This window comes from Nocardia sp. NPDC049526, from assembly GCF_044465765.1.
Taxonomy (GTDB): Bacteria; Actinomycetota; Actinomycetes; order Mycobacteriales; family Mycobacteriaceae; genus Nocardia.
Genome location: NZ_JBITMA010000003.1, coordinates 705,711 through 725,679, shown reverse-complemented (window position 1 = coordinate 725,679; position 19,969 = coordinate 705,711). Strand labels below are relative to the sequence as shown.

The following is a 19,969-nucleotide window of genomic DNA, read 5'->3' as shown; positions in this document are numbered from 1 at the left end:
GTCAGTGACCAGTCTCGAGTGCGGCCAGCTGCTCAGGAGTGAGCTTGGCCTTCAGGTCGTAGAAGATGTCGGATGCAGTGATCTTGCGGGTGATCACACCGTTGTCGGCGAACAGATTCACCACATCGGCCAGATCGGCGGCATCGGAATCGGCCGGCAGCCGCGGCACGGTCGCCTCCGCCCCGACCCGCACGGCGTCGGACAGGCGCGCACCACTGAGCGCGCGCGGACCGGTCTGCTCGAAGACGTTCTCGAACCCGGCGGGATTGTCGTGCTGCTGAGCGGTCAGGCTCCGCAGCACTTCGAGGTACTTGGCCGCGACTTCGGGCCGCTTGTCGAGGATCTCGGTGCGGAACACCACCACCGAGTTGTCCTTGGAGCCGATGCTTTGTTCGGTGGCGATCTCCACGCCGCCATTGGCCTTGGCCTCCTGATACGGCACCAGAAATGACGCCCACGCATCGACCTTGCCGGTCGCGAACGCCGAGGCTGCGTCCTTCTGCTGCAACGGCACTCGCGTCACTTTGTCAGCTGGGATACCGGCCTGCGCCAGCGCCTTTAGCAGGATGTATTCGCCCTTGCCTGCCGGATTGACCGCGACCCGCTTGCCGACCAGATCCGCGACGGAGCGGACCCCGGAATCCTTGCCCGCGATGATGCCGCTCTGATCCTTGCCCGCCGGGTCCTGCACAGCGACGATGCGCACGGCCACGTCCTTGGACAGCGCGCCGACTACCGGGCTGAACGCGGCGCCGGAGACGTCGAGTTCCTTGGTGTTGAACAGTTTCAGCATGGAGCTGAATCCCGGTGTGGTGGTGACCCATTCGACCTTCGCGCCCAGCGGGGCGAGCGCCTTGTCGAAGGTGCCGTCGCGTTTGGCCACCGCCAGCGGACCGGAGTTGCCGGGGTCGGCCACCTTCAGCACCAGCTCTGACTGCGGGCCCGCCTGGGTGCCGGTTCCCGAGCCACACGCCGCCACCAGAGCAACGACGGGGGCCAGCGCGAGCGCCAGACGCCAACGGTTCGGCCTGCGCGTGCGGAACATCGTGGAGCACCTCTTCCGAATCAGGGATCGAAGCCGATCAATGAGCAGCGACAGTAAGCGCGCAGCCGCGGCGTCGCGAGGTAATGCTTTCCGAGGATCGGAACGATTGACACATGCACAGTGGAAGCGTTATTACGCACCCGATTTTGGTGAACCGGGCGAAAGCCCAGCTGCTGTGCCACTTTTCGCTCACCGTGAGCAGAACCCGATCGCGCCAGCCTTTCCAGATATCGGAAAGTTCTGTCGCCCAGTGGCACCACCGCAGCGTGTTACCGTCCCCGGTGTGGAAGCTTCCGGAGTGCAGACCGTCGCCCGTGCCCTGTCTGTGCTGGACTGCTTCCGCGGCGGCGAGGAACGCGGCGTATCCGAGATCGCCCGCCAGCAGGGCCTGGCGGTCAGCACCACCCACCGGCTATTGAGCGCCCTCGTGCAGGCCGGATTCCTCGACAAGGACGAAACGTCGAGCCGCTACCGCATGGGCGGCGCCCTGGCCGAATACGGCCAGATCGCCTACCGCCAGCACCGCATCTACCTCGCCGAACCCAGCCTCGAACAGCTTGCCGCTACCACCGGCGCGAGCGCCTCGGTCGCCATCCGCCACAGCATCCACGCCGTGCTGCTCGGAACCAGCCGCTGGCGCGATAGCGACGGCCACCGCCTCATGGGCGTTCGACTTCCCCTGCACGCCAGCGCCCTGGGCAAAGCCTTGCTCGCCTGGTCCGACACCCCCGACGACTTCCTGGCCACCCTGCCCTACGACGAAGGCACCGCCCGTTCGGTCTCGACCCCCGCCGAACTGCGAGAAGAACTCACCCGCACCCGATCCCGCGGCTACGCCTACAACGACGAAGAACTCGACCCCGGCTTCCGCACCATCGGCCTGCCCATCCTCACCCCCACCGGCGACGCCCGCTTCGCCCTCGGCCTGCGCGGCCCCACCACCCTCATGATCCCCGAGCGCCTCCCGTTCCTCGTCGAACTGGCCAAGGTGACCGCCGCCGAGATCGCCGCTCGCTTCGCCGCCGGTCAGACCGGCGAATGAGACCCGAACATGTTGCCGTGCAAGGTATCCATGAGCTTCCTTGTCAGATGTTCAAGCCGTGCCGAGCCGTCGACGACCGCTCCAGCAGGTCCCGCCACGCGCGCCGCGTGGCGGTCGGACTCACGACAGCGAGTCCTCGACGCGAGAGGTCGACGGGCCGGGCGCACCGGGCGGGTCGGCGCTCCACTGCCACAAGAGCCGGGGAACAACGTGGCTTCGGTCCCGAGCGCGGCCAGCGCGGCGATGTCCATCGCCGCGGTCACCCTGGACCCGCAGTACACCCCGACCGCCGCAAGCCCACCATCGAGGATTCGCACATCGTGCATGCCCGCCGCGCGCTGCACCCATGAGCGCCGTCCACCTGCCGAACTGGTGGAGTACAGGTCCTGCTCATGACAGCGCGCCCAGTCGCCACTGCCGCATCGGCACGTCCCCTTCCCAGAGGATCGGCCCACAAACTCCCGGACGACGAAAATCCTTGTGATCAAGCTGATTTCATCTCGCCGTTCGGGAACAGGCGCTCACGCGCGCAGGTTGCCCCTGGCATGACTCTCGGAATTGCGCTCGCTGCCTCGAATTCGGGCAACTACGTCGACCAGATCGTGGCGCAGGCCCGCTCGGTCGCCGAGCTGGGTATCGGGTCGGTGTGGTTCGGACAGCGGATGGACTACGACTCCCCCGCCCTCGCCGCAATCGTGGGCCGGGAGGTGCCGGGCCTACAGGTCGGCACCTCGGCCATCCCCGTGGTCGGCCGCCATCCGCTGCTGGTGTCCTCTCAGGCGCAGACCGCCCAAGCCGCGACGCACGGGCGGTATCACCTGGGTATGGCCGTCGGCTCGACGCTCGCCGCCGGCGCGTTCGGCACAACCTTCGATCGGCCCATTACCCGCTTGCGCGAGTTCCTCACCGCGCTACGGGAATTGCTCGACACGGGCACCGCCGACTTCCACGGCGAACTGCTGACGGTCACACCGCCGCTGCCGACCGCGGTTCCCGGGGCAGAACCACGCGTGCCGGTGTTGGTGGCCGCGATGGGGCCGCAGGCACTACGCGTCACCGGGGAACTCGCCGACGGCACCCTGCCGTATCTGGCGGGCCCGAAGACCTTGAGCGAGCACATCGTGCCGGTGATCACGCAGACGTCGGAATCCGCACCGCGCATCGTCGCCTTCGTCCCGGCAGTCGTCACCTCCGATGTCGAGGGCACCCGTGCGACGGCGGTGCAACAGCTGGCGTTCTACGAGCAGGTGCCGTCCTATCGCCGGGTCATCGAACTCGAAGGTGCCTCGCGGGCGGCGGAACTGGCGCTCATCGGCGACGAGGAGACCATCGCCGCCGGAATCCAGCGCTACTACGACGCAGGCGCCACCGAGGTCGTGCTGACCACCACGGATCTGGCCGGTCGAGACGATCAGCACCGCACCTGGGCGCTGGCCGGGGCACTCACGGCCGACGGGGTCGGCTCCTCGGCGGCTGCAGCCCTGCCCGCGGGGTAGCATCGCGCAATTCCGGACGCGCCCGCGCACGGCGTCGCCGGCTGACCCGAAGACCCACAAAAACCAAATCGGGGTGACGTGCCGGTATCCCACCCCCGGGGCGATCGACGCCGAATGTGCGACAGCATCGAGGGCCAGCAGGCCCTCGACCTCGGATTCGTCAAGTCGTCGCATCTGATGACGTTGCACAGCGAGCCGGAGACTGGGCGACGCCGTCGCGGCTGCCCGTCCGGCTTGCCGACGAGCCGGATGCCTTGCCCCCGCCGCGCCGGAACGCGGCGCCGTCGCCCCGTACGGTCCCGGGCTAGGCAAGGACGATATCGAGCGGCACCACGTTGCGTACCGTATGTCCCACCGGCGAGCTGCCCACCACCTTCGCATGCAACTCCGCGAGCTGTTCCGGGGCGGCGTCGGAGTCGATTCGCACTGTGGCGGTGACGGATTCGAAGCCGGCGTGCCCCTCGGCGAGCCCGAGGAATACGCGCAGATCGAGGTTGCCTTTCAGGTCGACCCGCAAACTGTCGATACGGATACCGGCGATCGTGGCATTCGCTGCATACCCGACCGCCAGGCAGTTGCCGAGCGCGGCGAGGAGCTGCTCCACCGGATTCGGTGCGCTGTCGCCGCCCCCGAGGGTGGCCGGCTCGTCCGACGGCGTGGGCGAGAAGTTGCGGATCCGGGCCTCCGAACCGAACGCGCCCTTCCATGTCACGTGCGCCGCCCACGTGGTCTGCGCTTTGGCAGGATCGACCTGGATGGCTTTCACCAAGCCGCCGACGGCGTCGAGGTCGACCTCATTGAGACGAGTATTGGTATCGGCGGTCACGAGCGCTCCCTGGAGGTGCCGGAATTCCCCTGCGGCGCATAATTTTCCGCTCCCGATCCAGGTCCGGACACGATTTCACGCAGCGAGAATTTATCGGTTCTGCATTCGGAGATGCGGATGTCGCATACCGACCGTACCGATCAGGGGAACCGAGAGCGGTTCGTAGTGACCGGGCCGGAAGTCCTCACGCACAAGCTCGCCGCGGAACTCTCGGCGGCGCTCGGCCGCACCGTGGCGTATGTCGACATGAAGCCCAGGGAATTCGCGCAACACCTTGTGGCGCAGGGGCTGCCGACGCAATTTGCCAGGGACGTCGCCGTACTTCACACCGAAGTCGCGAGTGGCACGCTGGCCAGGACCACTACGACAGTCGCCGACATCACCGGTCGACAGCCTGCCCGTTTCACGGACTCTTTTGCGCGTGAGGGGTCAACCGCCGCCGCGGTGATCCCACAGGTCGGTACCCACTGAGCGAACGCCGTCGAGGGCTATGGCGCGGACGCGATCGCGCTGAGCTGTATCGAACCTCACCCACTACTCCACCTCACGCCACAACTCCCCGCACTCCACACACACCACCACGCAACCGCACTCACTGCTGCTCCGCCCCTGTCCGTTCCGCGTCGAGTTCGCGGACGGAGGGACGCCTGACCCCGAATCCGAAGAATTGCCCTGGCCAATTCGATTGGAGCTTTGTTCGAACTCAGGTTGCGGATTTCGGGGAGTCAGTGCTGCGGCTGTCGAGTCGCTGAAGAAGTTGCCGGAGCGACTGGTCTGGGGTTTCGCCTGCTGTGTCGACGATGATGTGGTCGCGGCTCCAGGGCTCGTAATCGCGGTCCAGCACGTCCTGCCACCGCAGTAGCGGCAGATCGGGGATGTCGACCGATCGCGATCCGATGCGGTGCTGATGCTCGGTCAGGCTCGAGCAGACTACTTCGACTTCGACAGCCGCCACTCCAGCGTTCTGCGACGCACTCAGCCAGCTGTCACGGGTTACGGCCAGCGGATTCACCGATTCAGCAATCACAGTGTGCCCTTGCTGCAAGTGCTCCTGAGCCAGCGCATATCCGACGGCATAGCCAGCCGAACCAACGGGGTGCCGGGTCAGCCCGGACCGGACGATGGCCTGCTCGATGGTGTCGATTCGCAGGTGCACTGCACCGATTCGTCCGGCGAGCAGTCGAGCCAGTGTGGTTTTGCCGGTGCCGGGAAGTCCGCCGATGACGATAAGCATGTGGTCATGCTGCCAGCAGGTATTCATCTGTCGTTGCAAGCTTCGCTTGCCTTGTCTCGCGTGGCGGCGAAGGCGTTCAATAGATCTGCTGAGCTGAATTTTCGTTTCTTCGGAATGAGGCGATCACCATGCCCACGACGAGTTGCGTGAAGAGGTTCTCAGCTGCGGCAGCCATGGTCGCGGCGTTGACAATAACCCCATCTATGGCCGATGCGCAGCCTCTAACTCCGGGCAGCCTCGGTGAGGTTATCGCCCTTTTGGAAATGCACGGAACATCGGCTGCTGATCCGGGCCTGGTCGCGTTGAAGGAGTTCGTTGCCCGCAACGGGGATATGGGGTTGCCGACCGCGCACGCAAATCGGGCGATCAATGAGGTCTGGGACGAAAGACCGCCAGGCTGCGACAAGTCCGTATTCGGTTTCGAGGTCAACGCGCAGCCCGACGGCCCGGATGTCGCGGCGATGGTCTACTCGTCATGGGTTGCCACCTCTGACGATTCGAGCAACCCGGGGGTCCTCTCGCCGGCATCGGGCGTCAACTTCGTCTTCCTCAACTTGAATTTCTTTCCCCCCTTGGTGGGCACAGTTCCGTGGGAGTCGACACGGAACCGTACGCAGATAATCGTGCTGCCGTCATATGGTCGGACCCGACACGAGTACGTGGTTCGCTACAGCCGGCTGACCGAGATGGGACCGGGGCAGATCTTGGGACTCTTCTTCGGACAAGACACCCCGACTGGTGGGCCGAGCTGCGTCTACGCCAAGACCGTCGTCGTAAACGGCAGCTCTGATGAGCCGTGCATCGGCAATGGTTGCCCGGGTCCCCGTCCTTATGACTCGCATCCCCCGCCATACGGCCCGCCATGGCCCTGAACTGAATTACGGGTCCCGTCACGAACGCCCACACACGTCAACAACGCAAGGCAATCGCACCCCGATCGACGGCTGGATTTCGGGTTTCCGCGACGGCGAGCGACGTACACTGGCCCGTGATTGTGGTGCGCAGATGACGCCGATGAGCAAGATCCCATTCGCAAAAGCGATCGATCCTGAGCCGCAACAACTCGAAGCCCGTACTCTCGAACCGCCTCGCAGCCGAGCGCCGTTGTCGTTCTTCGAACAAGCGGTCTCCGGCATGTCACCAAAGCAGCTATTTATCCAGTGCGGCAGCAGGTCCGACAGGAGTTGATCCCTTCGGGTCGGCACGAAGGCCTTCAATGCCACATTCGAATCCGAAGAACCGCAATGTATTTCACGCCGATTCGAACCCATCGGTCAGGCGGATCAGGTCGGTCGTCCGGCGCACTATCTACTCGATGAGGAATCGGTGGTATTCGCCGCGTTGCCGCCCTACGTCGCGGTCACCCCGGGGTACATCACCGAACGGGATGGCCTTATGAATGGCCACGGTCTTCAAGCCGCGCTCCCGTGCCCGTTCAAAGAAGGGGAAGGCAACCTCCGGATCGCACCTGCACGAGTACCTCCATGGCCCCTTGTTCATCCCGGTGCACGAAGCCAACCCGCTTACCGGCCACCTGGGACCGCTGATCATGGGACATGAGGCATCGGGCACCGTCATGGCGGTCGGCGAAGGAGTCAGCGACGTGCTCGCCGGCCAGCGGGTGGCGATTGAGCCCGTGATCCGCAAGCCAGGCGACGATGACCACTACAACCTGGGGGCGGCCTTCTACGGGTTGATGGCACATGGCTTCCTCGCGGAAACGGCGGTAGTGCCGAAGTCGGCCGTGCACATCCTGCCGGACAGGGTGAGCCTGCAGGCCGGGGCGCTGACCGAGCCCATGGCGGTAGCCTGGCATGCCGCAGTGCGGACCGGCCTCGTCCCCGGTCAGGCCGGGCTTGTGTTCGGTGGCGGCCCGATCGGCCTTGGTACCGCGATGAGCCTGCGGGCCCGCGGAATCGATCGCATCCTCGTGGTGGAGCCGTCCGCCTCCCGGCGCGAGATCATCGGCAAACTCGGCCTGGACACGGTCGACCCTGGGGCCGACGACTTTCAGGCCCGGGTGGCGGACTTCTCGACAGAGGGCGTGCATGCCGCCGTCGATGCGGCGGGCGTATCCGATGCGGTGACCGCGGGTATACGCGCGCTCGCCCCGCAAGGGCAGCTGGTGGTCGTGGCGGCGCATCTCGCCCCAGTCCCAGTGGACACGAATCAGTTGCTGATGGCCGAACGTTCGATTACCGGGTCCATGGGATATCACAACGACTTTCCTGAAGTGCTCCGCCAGCTGGATGCCGGAGCCTTCGCACTGGACGGATGGGTGCAGACGATCCCATTCGAGCAGCTGGTTACCGAAGGGTTCGACCGCCTGAGCTCGGGTCAAGGGGTCAAGATCTTGGTGGAAGTCGGCGCGGAATGATCGGCGGCAGACGCCCTCGCCGACGCGGCTTGGTTACTGCAGTTTCAGCTGTCCTGGTTCTATCCGCGGCAGCACCGGCCCTCGCGACTTCAGCGACGGCCCAACCACCGTCGCGGTTCACCATCTATGACATCCCTACACCGCTCTCCGGGCCCTGCGTTACCGGCCCGGGTCCCGACGGTGCAGCCTGGTTCGTCGAGACGGTTGCCGGAAAGATCGGCCGGATCGACACCGCGACGGGTCGGGTCACGGACTATCCGATCCCGTGGTCGCCCGAATCTCTCGTGCCGCAGGCGAGCAGTCCACCACTGCCCGGTTGGGTGACGCCGCTGCCTTGCGCTATCCAAGCAGCCTCGGACGGGAAGGTCTATTTCGCTAACGGGGTGCGCAACCAGATCGGCAGCATCGACCCGTCCACGAAGAAAATCGAGCTTTACCAGTCCCCGAGTCCAGCGGGTAACCTCAACCCCTTCAACGACATAACGGTCGGGCCGGACCAGGCCATCTGGTTCACTCAGACAAGCGCCGCCGCGATCGGGCGCTTCGATCTGACGACCAAGACGTTCACCGACATTCCGATTCCCACGCCCGCGGCGTTTCCGGTCGGAATCTTCGCGGCGTCCGACGGCGGTGTGTGGTTCACCGAGGCACTGGGCGGCAAGATAGGCCGAATAGACATACCGACCAGGCACGTAAGTGAATACCCAATCCCGACACCTGCTGGGACCCCCTTCGTTGTCCGCGCGGAAACAGCAGGCCGTTACGTGTGGTTCACCGAGATCGCCGCGGGCAAGGTCGGGCGGATCGACCTGGCCACCAAGCAGATCGTCGAGTATCCGATGCCGACGCCCGCTTCGACACCGACTGCAGTGTGCGCGTCGGCGGCCGGCTATATCTACGTCAGTCATGCAACTACGGATACCCTGAGCAAACTCGATCCCCGCACCGGCCAGGTCGTCGAAATTCCACTACCGGACTCCGTAGGCTCGGTTCCGGGCGAACTGAACTGCGGTCCAGGAAACGCGGTCTGGCTCGTCCAAGTGACAGCGAACAGGGTGCTTCGTTACTCCCTCGACTGAACCTCGACGTCATCGGCCCCGGCCCGCCAGGGACATACCCGTCCAGACCAGCTCCCTAGACGGACTCGATGATTCGCGTCCAGTAGCGTTGCGAGGCCGATTCCCACTCGCGATGGCGAACATGGAAAATGCGCGCAGCTTCATCTCCGGGCCATCCCCGAGGCAGGAAGAGCGGTGGCAGATCAGGATCGGAGTACGGGAAGTATCGCCAGTCCTGAACGAGAGCTATCCGTGCCTGGAAGCAGGCTCGGTCGCCAGCAGGCTCTGCGGATGAGTAGGTCGCGATGAATTGGTCATACCGTGAACGCAACTCGTCGAGATCCCAAGCAGCGGAAACAAGTCTGTGCTCGTTCCCGATCGGTCCGATCGGCCCGATGACCGCGTGGGCATGTTCTTCGAGCCCGAGGCCGGTCACGATTTCTACGATCTCGGCACCGCGCTCCCAGTGCGGGGTCAGCCATTGACCGGGAAGGGGACTTCCCAACCCTGCCCACCCGAGTCGTGCGTGAAGGCGCTGGCGCGTGGCCCGTCGAGCCTCGGGGATCGTGACCGATAGCAGCAACCACCGTCCGTCCCAATCGTTTTCGCGGGTGCCCCAGCCGTAGGTTCGGACGTAGCCGGACTGCATTATCCGGTTTCCTCGCTCTGCCAACGCCCACCGGACGCGGCGCCCCGATCGCTCTGGAGAAATCAGCCCTGACTCTGCTGTACGACTAAGTGCCTTCCGCGCAGCATTCGGCTCGATGCCCAACTCCGCTAGTGCGGCGAGCAGTGTCGCCGACCACACCGGCTGCCGTTGCGGCCAGACGAACTCCCCCAGAACGACTAGCAACAGCGCCTTCGCGCTGCCCTGATGGAGGCCGCGCAGCAACGAGTGCACCTGCGCGGCGCTGCCTCCTGCGTTGCGGCGGGTTGTTTCCGGAGCGTTGTTCACTGCCGGGCAGCGTATCGGGCCATGCAGACAACCGTCCGCACGGCCCACCAGAATCAAATAGTGGACATAATTCTAGACTTGCGCATTTTTTATGGCTACAGTCCTGTTGGGGGATCCCAGCGGAAGGACAGGTGATGGGTCTCGACGTCGCAGTGACGGGGATAGGTGTTGTTTCGGCGCTGGGCTTCTCGCCGGGCGAGTATGTCGACCGGCTACTCGCCGGTGATCTGGCTATCCAGGAGACCCCATGGACCAGACCGGACTCCGAGCGCTTCGAATACTGGGCGCCGGTCGAGGGATTCACCCCACCGGATTGGATGCACGACAAGATCTCCGGCATCGACCCGTTCGCCCAACATGCAGCTGGTGCAGTCACTTCCGCACTCGTCGATGCAGGGCTGGAACAGCTTGACGAGATCCGTACAGGGATTGTCGTGGGTACCGCGAAAACAGGAACTCAGACCCTGGAACGCGCGCAGTTCGATGTCGAACGCCGCGGACGCTCGGCGGCGCAGCCGAAGTTGATGATCAAGGTTTGGCCGAACATGGCTGCTGCGCAGATCGCAATGAACTGGGCCCTGCACGGTCCGTGCCTGACTTTGTCGACGGCGTGCGCGTCATCCCTCGATGCGATCGGTACTGGGGCGCGGATGATCGCCTCGGGAGCCGTTGACGTCGCGCTGGTCGGTGGAACCGAGGGAGGACTCGCATGGGGAGTAGACGACGACGGCTTCGTTCCGGCCAGCGCGTATGCCCGATACCAGTACGGGATGGGTGGTGGGGTGCGGGACCCCCGGTTGGCGTGTCGACCGTTCGATGTGAATCGCGTCGGCATGGTTATGGGGGAAGGCGCCGGGATGCTGGTCCTCGAGAGCGGTGACCACGCCCTTCGACGCGGGGCGCGCGTGCAGGCGTGGGTACAGGGATGGGGCACCTCGTCGGAAGCGTTTCATCCGTCTACCCCGGATCCGTCCGGGCGGTGGGAGCGCCTGGCGATGGAGCTGGCCGCCGGAGAGGCCGGCGCCCGGCCCGAGCAGATCGATGTCCTCGCGGCTCATTCGACCGGAACACCGAAGGGCGACGTGGCCGAAATCGCGGCCATAAACGACTTCTTCTGTGCCCCAGCGTGTGACGTCTCGGTCATGTCGGTGAAAGGCACGCTGGGGCACCCCGCAGGTGCGGCCGGCGCACTCGGTTTGATAGCCGCGATCGAGGGCATGCGGCGGGGACTCGTGGTCCCTACCGGCGGGACGACAGATCCGGAACCCTCGATCGACTTCGACCTTGTTCTCGGTGCGCCCCGCGTGCGAGAGATCGATTGGATACAGACGAACGCGTTCGGCTTCGGCGGCCAGAACGCATCGCTCGTCGTCAGCGCGCACCGATCCGAGTAGCCGCGATGCGAAAAACCGGCGACATCCCGATCCCCCACTGGCTCTAGGCATTTCGGAGTCACTCATGACGTATACGGAACCGGCCGACGCGTTGGCCCGATCCCGGCGGCCCCACGCGCCGTCCGCGGCAGCTACCTACCGGGCGGCCGGCTACTGGCGCGACATCACCATGCTCGACGACTTTGTTCAGATGGTCGCGAACCATCCCGACAAGGCCGCCATCGTGACATATCGCAACGGCCGCGACACGCCCGTCACTCTCACGTACCGGCAGATCGACGTCGCCCGTCGGCGCATCGCGCGAGCGCTGCTCGATCTGGGCGTCGATCGCGACGATGTCGTGTCGATCCAATTGCCCAATGGATGGGAGTTCGCGGCGATAACCCTCGCGGCGATGAGTATCGGCGCTGTAGTCAATCCGCTGGTGACGATCTTCCGGCGACGAGAACTCGAGTTCATGCTCAACCGTGCCGGTTCTCGGGTGTTGTTCGTACCGGACACTTTCCGCGGATTCAGCCATGCCGGTCTCGCCGACGAACTCCTCGATGCCGTACCGAGTCTGCGCCACGCCGTGGTCGTCGGTGCCGCTCCGTCGGTGGCACCGACCGATCGACGGCTGCGGTTCGACGACACGTTCCTGCGTGCTCACCCTGCGGATGGTGCGGCGATCGCGCCGCTGCTTCGCCGTCCGGACGAGATCGTCTCCCTGATGTACACATCGGGCACCACCGGCGAGCCGAAAGGCACTCTGCACACGAACAATACGCTGTGGTCGGCCGGCAACCCTCTCTTCGACAGTCTCGGGCTCGGCAGCGAGGATGTAGCCTTCATGGCGTCGACGATGGGACACCTCACAGGGTTCCTGTGGGGCATGCTGCAGCCGCTGTCTCGCGGGATGAAAGTCGTGTTCCAGGACGTGTGGGATCCCGCGGCGTTCGTCCGGATCGTGGGTGAGGAGCAGGTGACCTGGACGCTGTCCGCGACACCTTTCGTCGTCGACACCATGGCGGCCCAGCGGAATATCGGAGCCGACCTGCGGTCGTTCCGATTCTTCGTCTGCGCGGGAGCGCCGATCCCGTCGTCGCTCCCGACGGAGGCCTGCGATGTTCTGAGGGCCCGGGTGATGGCGCTGTGGGGCACATCGGAGTGTGGAATCTGCACGATCCATAGCCCGGGAAACACTCCGGAGCAGGTGGCCGCCAGCGACGGCTACGCCACGTCGGTGATGCGGGTGCGCGTTGTGGACGAGTCCGGTGACGACGTTGCCGACGGTACGCAGGGCCGACTGCTCACACAGGGGCCGAGCATGTTTGTCGGATACCTGGGGCGCCGCGATCTGTATGACGCGGTTGTCGATCCCGACGGGTGGTTCGACACCGGCGACGTCGGTTATCGCACGCACGACGGCGCCGTCCGAATCAGCGGCCGCACCAAGGACATCATCGTGCGAGGCGGCGAGAACATTCCGGTCGTCGAGATCGAGAACGCCCTGTTCACCCATCCCGATATCGCGGAGGTGGCGGTTGTGGGTTACGCCGACGACCGGCTCGGCGAACGCGCGTGTGCCGTCGTCGTTCCTGTCGGCGAACCACCAACGCTCTCCGACGTGACCGCCCACCTTGCCACGCAGGGTATGGCGAAGCAGTACTGGCCGGAACGCTTGGAGATCCGCTCCGAGCTGCCCCGAACGCCGGCGGGCAAGATCCAGAAGTTTCGACTCCGCGAAGACCTGCAGCGAGACATCGGCCGGGGCGTGTTCGACGCGCCCGCCCGACGACCGTGCCAGCACTGACACATGCAGAAAGAGAGGGCCAAACCGATGCTCCGTATGCGAGTGATCTGCTCATGACACAAGACGTCGGACTCGACTTCACCGACCGGGTCGTCATCGTGACCGGAGCAGGGCGTGGCTTGGGACGTGGTTACGCGTTGGGTCTGGCCGCCGCCGGCGCATGCGTCGTGGTCAACGCTCGTAGCACAGAAACGAGCGAGGCGGTGGCCGCCGACATCGTCGCGGGCGGAGGCCGCGCAATTGCCGTCGCGGTAGATGCGCGTGAAGGCGAGCGCATCGTCGCGGCCGCGGTCTCCGCGTTCGGCAGGGTCGACGCACTGATCGCGAACGCCGGTGTCACTCGGGACCGGACCTTCCGGAAGATGAGCCAGCAGGACTGGTACGAGGTCCTCGGAGTGCACCTCGACGGCGCCTACCGCGGCTGCGCGGCGGTATGGCCACATTTCGTCGGGCAGGGAGCGGGGTCGATCGTGCTGACCACTTCGGGCGCGGGACTACACGGCAATATTGGGCAGGCCAACTACGCCGCGGCGAAGGGCGGGATCATCTCCCTCGCAAAGAGTCTCGCGTTCGAAGGCAAGCGCTATGGAATACGGGTCAATGCCGTGGCACCGATGGCACTGACCGACATGACCGCCGACGTATTCGGCGACGGTCCACTGACGCAGCTCGGTACCGACGCGGTGGTGCCGTATGCGCTGGCCCTCGCCCACGACAGCTGCCCGCTCAGCGGCGAGGTTATCGAAACAGGCGGCGGGTGGGCCGCCACGGTGCGCTGGGAACGGGCCGCGGGCGTGCGCCTGCCGTCAGGCGCGACAAGCGCAGACGTCGCGGCGCAGTGGAGCAGGATCACCGATTACGGCGTCGGCTCTGATAACCCCACCTCGATCACCGACTCGCTGCGCGCGGCCTGTGACGGCACAGCAGGATAGCGAACGCCCAGGGCACTACCTGCCCCGTCGGTACAGGGTCGCCTCGACCCGCGTCCCGATCTGCCCTTCCGCTGTGAACATACTGGCTTCGACGGTCACGAACCGTCGCCCTGCCCGCTGCGGAGTCACGCGAAATACCAGCGGCGTCTCGGTAGCTGGAAGTGGTCGCACGAAATCCACTCCGACACTGACGATGTCGCTTCGCCCACCATCGCCGGTACGCGCCACATGTTCGATGCCGGCGCACAGCGCCGCAGCCTGGACTCCGCCATGAACGACGCCCGACGGATTCGCGGTGCGAGGCCCGCTGGGAAGCGTCCCGGTGTGGGGATCGGGGTCGAACCGCAGCTCGAGCAGATCGATCAACGAGCCGGCTTCGATGTGCTGCGGATCTGCCTCGTAAGGTACCGGCAGGAAGGAGTCGCTTGCGACGAAATTCCCTGTCGCCGTGCCCAATACCATGCCGCTGGGGCTGCGCAGTTCGGCGGTGCTCACAAGCATGGCACCGGTGGCGAAGCAACGCCGCGCCACACCGCGCACCGTATCTGCGTCGCTCAGCCTGTCCGGGTGGACGTGCAGGTCGATGCGCCGGGTGACGCAACTGCGCGGTGCGTGGTCGCCCAATGCGCTGCGCGCCAGGATCAGATCGATCAACGGCATCAGCCAGCCAGGATTGCCGGCCGGAACCGGCTTGACGCATTCAGCTGCGCTGCAAGGCATTGCGTCACCGACGAACCGAACGCCGAACAGTTCGTCCGGCAGGCCGGTGGGCCCGAAAATTCCATGGTTGTTGCGAGCACACCGGGCAAAGTCGTCGGAGAAAGCGCACTGCGAGGGGTCTGAATGCAACGCTGGTGACATGGATACGAGTCCTCGAAAGTAGTGGCGGATAGCTCGCCGCGGGCATCCCGTTCTGAGGAGTCTGGATGCCCGCGGCGACTAGCGGCGCAGTGGTGTCACCGATTGCGATGAATACGGGCGAAGGCGGTCCCGACACGGTCGACAACATCCGGGTGCCACACGATCTCGCGGTAGGCCATGGTCTCGAACGACAGCGCGGAGATCGGATCCATGGCCGGAGACCGAAGAATCATCTCCTTGTTGAACATCGCGGACTTGGTGGTCGTCTCGGCGATGCTGGCGGCGATGCGTGTGCCTTCAGCGACGACGGAGCCGGTGGGGACGAGCCGATCCACCAGACCGATCCGGAGTGCTTCGTCGGCGTCGATGAGATCGCCGGCGAGGGTGAGGAGTTTGGCTTGGCTCAGGCCGACGATCTTCCACAGCGGCGAGAAATAGGGGGTGAGTCCGAACTTCACCTGTGGGAAACCGAACCGGCCGTTCTGCGCACCGATGCGAATGTCACAGAACACAGCGATATCGCAGCCGCCGCCGAGTGTGGGGCCCGCGCATGCGGCGATGGTCGGCTTCGGGTAGTCCAGCAGTGCGCCGTAGACTCGCAGACAGGCATCACCGTAGGCTTTGCGGGTCTCGGGGGTGAAGCCCGACTGCAGGTCGAGGTCGAGGCCGGCGCAGAATACATCCTCGCCGCCGGTGAGCACCACGGCCGCAACGTCGTCGTCGCGTCGCCAGGCATCGAGTTGGTCACCCATGGCGCCGAACAGTTCCAGACTGAGAGCGTTGCGCCGCTCGGGGCGGTTGAAGGTGATGGTTCCGACGCCGCCGGAAACAGCGGCGTGGATGGCATGGTCGGTCATGTCGAGTCTCCTTATGTGAATATCGCTGCGGAGTGCAGGTTTACGTGGTCAGGCGGCCCTTGACGAGCTTGCCGGTGGGCGTGCGGGGCAGTTCGTCGACGAACTCCACTGTCTTGGGAGCCTTGAAATGTGCGATGCGAGCGCGAGCGAAGGCGATGATCTGTGCAGCCAGCTTGGGACCGGCCGCGGATCGGTTGACGGGTTCGACGACTGCGTGGACGGACTGTCCCATTTCGGGGTCGGGGATTCCGATGACGGCGACGTCACGGATCTCCGGGTGCAGGGCGAGGGCGTTCTCCACCTCTTGGGGGTAGATGTTGACCCCGCCGGAGATGATCACGAAGTCTTGACGGTCGGCGAGGTAGAGGTAGCCGTCGGTGTCGATGCGGCCCAGGTCGCCGATGGCGGTCCAGGTCGGATGGTCGGGGTGCTGTGCCGCTTGTGTTTTCGCATCGTCGTTGTGGTAGCGGAACGGGAGGGTCTCGCGTTCGAAGTACACGGTGCCAACCGATCCGGTCGGGAGTTCGTGGCCTTCGGCGTCGCAGATATGGATAATGCCCAGTGCGGGTTTGCCTACCGATCCGGGGTGGTCGGCGGCCTCGGCGCTGGTGATGATCGTGACGCCGTTGGCCTCTGTGGCGCTGTAGTATTCGACGATCTTGGGTCCGAGCCAGTCGATCATCGCGGTCTTGACCTCGGCCGGGCACGGTGCCGCCGCGTGGACGACGAGCTTCAGGCTGGACAAGTCGTGGCGCTCTCGTATCGCCTTGGGCAGCTTGAGCATTCGGATGAACATGGTTGGTACGAACTGGGCATGGGTGGGGCGGTAGCGCTCGATGGCGGCGAGGCAACGCTCGGCGTCGAACTGCTCGAGCATGACGACCGTGCCGCCGGCGGAGTGCACCGCTCCAGCCCATCGCAACGGGGCGGCGTGATAGATCGGCGCGGGCGAGAGGTAGACCGTGTCCTCGTCGAGCGCGAAAGCGCGGTGCAGCATTGCGACGACCGGGACTTCGAGTTCGTGGACCTGGCATCCCGGTAGTGGCGCTCGGACGCCCTTCGGAGTGCCGGTGGTGCCGGAGGAGTACAGCATTTCGATTCCGCGCGGCTGGTCCGTCGGTGGAACCGGACTGGCAGCGGCGATCGCGGTGCGGTAGTCGTCGAACCCGGACGCCGCTCCGCCGTACACCAGGTGCACGTCGAGGGGGCCTACCAAGGAGAGCACCTCCGCGGCGAGGGCGGCCTTCGCCGCCGAGACGACGAGCGCGCGGGCGCCGGAATCAGCGATGATGTACGCGATCTCCGCGGGTGCGAGGTGGTGATTGACCGCTGTTACGTGCAAGCCGGACCGTATTGCACCCCAATAGACCTCGAACGCCGTCGCGACGTTGTCGGTCAGCATGGCCAGCACGTCGCCCGGCCGGATCCCTGCGGCCGCGAGGTGGTTCGCGAACCGGATCGAGTGGTCCTCCAGCGTGCGGTAGGTGATGGTCTCGCCGGTTTCCGCCATGATCACCGCGGGCCGGTCTGGGTGTGTGGTGGCGAAGGCTCCTGGATACATCAGGGCTCCTCGGGAAGGTCTGGCAGACGTCGACGGTCGGAATGAGGCGTGCTTATCGGTGCGCAGAGTTGTTGTCGCGCCATGTGTTTCATCGTGTGATGCGCACCCCTTCGGGGCTGACGTGCAGCTCCTGTTTGCGAATCTTGCCGCTGGCCGTGCTCGGCAGGTGGTCGACGATCTCCCAGTACGTCGGGATCTTCTGGCGCGCCAGGTGCACTTCCTCGAGGTGTTCGATGAACGTCCTGGGCCCGTTCCATTGCGCGCCGGCGCGCAGGACCAGCCAGGCGCCGACCCCCTCTCCGAGTCTGTCGTCCGGGATCGCGGTCACCGCAACGGCGTCGACGTCGGGATGTGAGCTGAGGGCCGCCTCGATATCGAGGGTCGAGAATTTCTCTCCGCCACGGTTGATGATGTCTTTGATCCGACCGGTCATGCGGACCCAGCCCTCGTCGTCGACGATGCCCACGTCACCGGGGTAGAACCAGCCCTCGTCGTCGATCTGAGCGGCAGTCAACCCCGGGTCGGTGTAGGCGGTGAGCAGCTGCGGTCCATGAATTCGTAGCTCGCCTTCCTCTCCGGCGGGCAAGGGCTGCCGGTCATGGTCCACCGCTTCGATCCGCATGTCCGGCAAGACTCGCCCGTCCCATTCGGCCCGCCGGTACAGCGGAGCGTCCTTGGGAGCCGCCGCGCAGACCCCCGCGGTCTCGGTCATGCCGTAGCAGCGCATCGCTTCGACACCGACTGCTTCGGCACGAGTGATCGCGGACGGCGGGATGGTGGCCCCGGCGCAGGCGTACAGGCTGAGTCGGTGGTGCGGCGCAGCACCGGCCTCGTAGCGCTGCACGAGATCGCTGAGAAAGACGGTCGCTCCCATCGCGATGGTCGCGCGTTCGCGTTCGATGACATCGACAGCTTCGTCGGGTCGCCACGCGGGCATCACGACCGAACGTGCGCCGAGGAAGGCGGGGAACACGACGCCCGCGATGAATCCGCCGAGGTGCGACAGCGGTGTGGCAACGAGGATTACGCTGTCCGGCCCTGCCCGCAGGGCGGTCTGAAAGTTTCGCAGATGCGCAATCAGTGCCCTGCTCGTAAGCAGGACACCCTTGGGCGCCGAGGTGGTTCCCGAGGTGTAGAGCAACAGCGCGGGTTCCTCCGGATCCCGCGGCTCAGGCAGATCCGCGGATCGTCGATCGGCGCTCCCCTGCTCCGCGGGCACCATCGCCGGTGGCCGACTCCAGCCGTCGCGGTGTGCGCCGACGAGGTACCGAACCTTTGGCATGTGCCCGAGATCATCGAGGAGGGCGTCGATCTCGGCCGCCGGGTCACGATCGGACCATGCTTCCCCGACAGCGATGGCCGCGGGCAGACAGTCGGAGATGATCTGCCGGACTTCGTGTTCGCGGTATATCGGCACCACCGGGGTGTTGATCGCGCCGATACGGAACGCCGCCATTTGCAGCACCAGTGCCTCGAGACAGTTCGGCAATTGCACCATGACGCGGTCGCCGGGCCGGACACCGTGGGCCACGAGGTCGGCGGCGACATCCTCGACCCAGGCATGGAATGTGCCGTAGGTGACGCGGTGATCTTCGAAGCAGAACAGTTCTCGATCGTGGTTCCCTGCGGCTTGGTCACCGAGCATGTCGCCGATGCGCAGCCCGCTCCACCCGCGGTGATGTGTCGAGGTCATCGCGATACCTCGTTGGTGGAGATCGCCTCGGTGGCCGGTGTCGGGCGCAGGCGTTCGGTGGCTTTGCTCGTTCCTGCCCGGAGTCGATCGAGTCCTTCGGCGATGCGCCGGGTGAACAGGTCTCGCTGCAGCAGGTCCGATGTCACGCGCAGTTCGTAGGCGGTGGCTGCGATGTGGTCCATGTTGTCCGCGCGCAGGGCGACTTCCTTGAGTACCGTGGTCAGCTCGCTGCCGGCTTCGGCGATTTCCTTGGCCAGACGCAGCGCGTTGGCGCGGACCGCGCCCGTGGGCACGATCTCGTCGACCAGGCCGACGCGCAGCGCCTCGGTGGCGGTGATGGGGTCTCCTGTGAACAACATCCGCCGCGCGCGCTGGGCACCGACGCGGTGCGCGATGGCGTGGTAGAAGCCGTTCATCGCGTACTTGACCTGGGTGGATCCGAAGACCGTGTTCTCGGAGGCGATCGTGATGTCGCACATATTGGCCAGGTCCATGCCATATCCGGGGGCGACTCCGGCGACCGCGGCGATGGTGGGCTTGCGGTAGTCGTAGAGAGTGGTCATGAGCTTGTGCGCGAGATCGTTGAATCGGATGCGCTCGTCGCCGCTGGTGCTCTGGAGGACGTCGAGGGCCCAGCCGGCACAAAAGTAGTCCTCGTTGCCGACCAGCAGGACGGCAGCGACCTCGTCGTCGTACGCCCACCCTTCGAGGGCGGCGATGATCTCGTTGTGCAGTTCCCAACCGAGGGCATTGCGCTTCTCGGGGTGGTTGAGCTGGATGATGCCGACGCCGTCTTCGACGGTCGTGATCAGATACTGGGGGCCAGTCATCGACGTCCTTCCTCCG

General features: G+C 65.4%; 18 protein-coding genes. 9 read left to right on the top strand and 9 right to left on the bottom strand.

Translation table 11 applies throughout. From position 1 onward, the window contains the following. Nucleotide 1: 1 nt before the first annotated feature. A complete protein-coding gene (locus ACIBW7_RS12900) occupies nt 2-1,045 on the bottom strand; it encodes an NrtA/SsuA/CpmA family ABC transporter substrate-binding protein (RefSeq protein WP_397046415.1) in 1,044 nt (347 codons plus the stop codon). 283 nt (nt 1,046-1,328) lie between these two features. Between ACIBW7_RS12900 and ACIBW7_RS12895 the strand changes: the two genes are divergently transcribed. Both ACIBW7_RS12895 and ACIBW7_RS12890 read left to right on the top strand, forming a co-directional pair. Continuing rightward, nucleotides 1,329-2,087 carry an IclR family transcriptional regulator gene (locus tag ACIBW7_RS12895; RefSeq protein WP_397046414.1) on the top strand — a complete coding sequence of 253 codons (759 nt, stop codon included), beginning with the start codon at nt 1,329-1,331 and terminating at the stop codon, nt 2,085-2,087. Between the two features lie 545 nt (nt 2,088-2,632). Beyond that, nucleotides 2,633-3,583: a TIGR03564 family F420-dependent LLM class oxidoreductase gene (locus tag ACIBW7_RS12890; RefSeq protein ID WP_397046413.1), complete on the top strand. Its 951-nt coding sequence runs from the start codon at nt 2,633-2,635 to the stop codon at nt 3,581-3,583. Nucleotides 3,584-3,887: 304 nt separating this feature from the next. Here the strand turns inward: ACIBW7_RS12890 and ACIBW7_RS12885 are convergent, their stop codons facing one another. After that, a complete protein-coding gene (locus ACIBW7_RS12885) occupies nt 3,888-4,409 on the bottom strand; it encodes an OsmC family protein (protein WP_397046412.1) in 522 nt (173 codons plus the stop codon). 117 nt (nt 4,410-4,526) lie between these two features. Here ACIBW7_RS12885 and ACIBW7_RS12880 point away from each other — a divergent pair, with 117 nt between their 5' ends. After that, nucleotides 4,527-4,880, top strand: coding sequence for a hypothetical protein (locus ACIBW7_RS12880; protein ID WP_397046411.1), 354 nt, complete (start codon nt 4,527-4,529; stop codon nt 4,878-4,880). A gap of 232 nt (nt 4,881-5,112) precedes the next feature. Here the strand turns inward: ACIBW7_RS12880 and ACIBW7_RS12875 are convergent, their stop codons facing one another. Then, nucleotides 5,113-5,643: an AAA family ATPase gene (locus ACIBW7_RS12875; RefSeq protein ID WP_397046410.1), complete on the bottom strand. Its 531-nt coding sequence runs from the start codon at nt 5,641-5,643 to the stop codon at nt 5,113-5,115. A gap of 203 nt (nt 5,644-5,846) precedes the next feature. On the opposite strand from ACIBW7_RS12875, the gene ACIBW7_RS12870 reads away from it, so the two are divergent. The 3 genes from ACIBW7_RS12870 to ACIBW7_RS12860 all read left to right on the top strand — a co-directional run bounded on the left by ACIBW7_RS12870 (nt 5,847) and on the right by ACIBW7_RS12860 (nt 9,099). Continuing rightward, nucleotides 5,847-6,515 carry a hypothetical protein gene (locus ACIBW7_RS12870; protein WP_397046409.1) on the top strand — a complete coding sequence of 223 codons (669 nt, stop codon included), beginning with the start codon at nt 5,847-5,849 and terminating at the stop codon, nt 6,513-6,515. Between the two features lie 527 nt (nt 6,516-7,042). Next, nucleotides 7,043-8,020, top strand: a complete 978-nt coding sequence (locus ACIBW7_RS12865) for a zinc-binding dehydrogenase (RefSeq protein ID WP_397046408.1) — start codon at nt 7,043-7,045, stop codon at nt 8,018-8,020. A gap of 320 nt (nt 8,021-8,340) precedes the next feature. Then, a complete protein-coding gene (locus tag ACIBW7_RS12860) occupies nt 8,341-9,099 on the top strand; it encodes a hypothetical protein (protein WP_397046407.1) in 759 nt (252 codons plus the stop codon). 55 nt (nt 9,100-9,154) lie between these two features. On the opposite strand, the gene ACIBW7_RS12855 is transcribed toward ACIBW7_RS12860, so the two are convergent. Beyond that, nucleotides 9,155-10,033, bottom strand: coding sequence for a PaaX family transcriptional regulator C-terminal domain-containing protein (locus tag ACIBW7_RS12855; RefSeq protein WP_397046406.1), 879 nt, complete (start codon nt 10,031-10,033; stop codon nt 9,155-9,157). A gap of 134 nt (nt 10,034-10,167) precedes the next feature. Between ACIBW7_RS12855 and ACIBW7_RS12850 the strand changes: the two genes are divergently transcribed. The 3 genes from ACIBW7_RS12850 to ACIBW7_RS12840 all read left to right on the top strand — a co-directional run bounded on the left by ACIBW7_RS12850 (nt 10,168) and on the right by ACIBW7_RS12840 (nt 14,151). Beyond that, nucleotides 10,168-11,427, top strand: coding sequence for a beta-ketoacyl-[acyl-carrier-protein] synthase family protein (locus tag ACIBW7_RS12850; protein WP_397046405.1), 1,260 nt, complete (start codon nt 10,168-10,170; stop codon nt 11,425-11,427). 64 nt (nt 11,428-11,491) lie between these two features. Continuing rightward, the gene (locus ACIBW7_RS12845; protein ID WP_397046404.1) at nt 11,492-13,219 is read left to right on the top strand and encodes an AMP-binding protein; all 1,728 of its coding nucleotides are present in this window, start codon (nt 11,492-11,494) and stop codon (nt 13,217-13,219) included. A 53-nt stretch (nt 13,220-13,272) separates the two neighbouring features. Then, nucleotides 13,273-14,151: an SDR family NAD(P)-dependent oxidoreductase gene (locus ACIBW7_RS12840; protein ID WP_397046403.1), complete on the top strand. Its 879-nt coding sequence runs from the start codon at nt 13,273-13,275 to the stop codon at nt 14,149-14,151. A gap of 15 nt (nt 14,152-14,166) precedes the next feature. On the opposite strand, the gene ACIBW7_RS12835 is transcribed toward ACIBW7_RS12840, so the two are convergent. The 5 genes from ACIBW7_RS12835 to ACIBW7_RS12815 all read right to left on the bottom strand — a co-directional run bounded on the left by ACIBW7_RS12835 (nt 14,167) and on the right by ACIBW7_RS12815 (nt 19,953). Then, nucleotides 14,167-15,012, bottom strand: a complete 846-nt coding sequence (locus ACIBW7_RS12835) for an acyl-CoA thioesterase domain-containing protein (protein ID WP_397046402.1) — start codon at nt 15,010-15,012, stop codon at nt 14,167-14,169. A 95-nt stretch (nt 15,013-15,107) separates the two neighbouring features. After that, entirely contained in the window at nt 15,108-15,869 is a 762-nt protein-coding gene (locus ACIBW7_RS12830) for an enoyl-CoA hydratase/isomerase family protein (protein WP_397046401.1), read from the bottom strand. A gap of 40 nt (nt 15,870-15,909) precedes the next feature. Then, complete coding sequence (locus ACIBW7_RS12825; protein WP_397046400.1) at nt 15,910-17,430, bottom strand: acyl-CoA synthetase; 1,521 nt, start codon at nt 17,428-17,430, stop codon at nt 15,910-15,912. Nucleotides 17,431-17,518: 88 nt separating this feature from the next. Further along, nucleotides 17,519-19,123: a class I adenylate-forming enzyme family protein gene (locus tag ACIBW7_RS12820; protein WP_397046399.1), complete on the bottom strand. Its 1,605-nt coding sequence runs from the start codon at nt 19,121-19,123 to the stop codon at nt 17,519-17,521. Next, entirely contained in the window at nt 19,120-19,953 is an 834-nt protein-coding gene (locus ACIBW7_RS12815) for an enoyl-CoA hydratase/isomerase family protein (RefSeq protein WP_397046398.1), read from the bottom strand. Before ACIBW7_RS12815 ends, ACIBW7_RS12820 begins: the two co-directional genes overlap by 4 nt. Nucleotides 19,954-19,969 lie beyond the last annotated feature (16 nt).

Bases quoted from the DNA above. Each gene is read 5' to 3' on its own strand.
- ACIBW7_RS12835 (WP_397046402.1), bottom strand. From the start codon at position 15,012: ATGTCACCAGCGTTGCATTCAGACCCCTCGCAGTGCGCTTTCTCCGAC.
- ACIBW7_RS12825 (WP_397046400.1), bottom strand. From the start codon at position 17,430: ATGTATCCAGGAGCCTTCGCCACCACACACCCAGACCGGCCCGCGGTG.
- ACIBW7_RS12820 (WP_397046399.1), bottom strand. From the start codon at position 19,123: ATGACCTCGACACATCACCGCGGGTGGAGCGGGCTGCGCATCGGCGAC.
- ACIBW7_RS12900 (WP_397046415.1), bottom strand. From the start codon at position 1,045: ATGTTCCGCACGCGCAGGCCGAACCGTTGGCGTCTGGCGCTCGCGCTG.
- ACIBW7_RS12830 (WP_397046401.1), bottom strand. From the start codon at position 15,869: ATGACCGACCATGCCATCCACGCCGCTGTTTCCGGCGGCGTCGGAACC.
- ACIBW7_RS12845 (WP_397046404.1), top strand. From the start codon at position 11,492: ATGACGTATACGGAACCGGCCGACGCGTTGGCCCGATCCCGGCGGCCC.
- ACIBW7_RS12890 (WP_397046413.1), top strand. From the start codon at position 2,633: ATGACTCTCGGAATTGCGCTCGCTGCCTCGAATTCGGGCAACTACGTC.
- ACIBW7_RS12870 (WP_397046409.1), top strand. From the start codon at position 5,847: ATGGCCGATGCGCAGCCTCTAACTCCGGGCAGCCTCGGTGAGGTTATC.
- ACIBW7_RS12865 (WP_397046408.1), top strand. From the start codon at position 7,043: ATGGCCACGGTCTTCAAGCCGCGCTCCCGTGCCCGTTCAAAGAAGGGG.
- ACIBW7_RS12850 (WP_397046405.1), top strand. From the start codon at position 10,168: ATGGGTCTCGACGTCGCAGTGACGGGGATAGGTGTTGTTTCGGCGCTG.
- ACIBW7_RS12880 (WP_397046411.1), top strand. From the start codon at position 4,527: ATGTCGCATACCGACCGTACCGATCAGGGGAACCGAGAGCGGTTCGTA.
- ACIBW7_RS12875 (WP_397046410.1), bottom strand. From the start codon at position 5,643: ATGCTTATCGTCATCGGCGGACTTCCCGGCACCGGCAAAACCACACTG.
- ACIBW7_RS12815 (WP_397046398.1), bottom strand. From the start codon at position 19,953: ATGACTGGCCCCCAGTATCTGATCACGACCGTCGAAGACGGCGTCGGC.
- ACIBW7_RS12840 (WP_397046403.1), top strand. From the start codon at position 13,273: ATGACACAAGACGTCGGACTCGACTTCACCGACCGGGTCGTCATCGTG.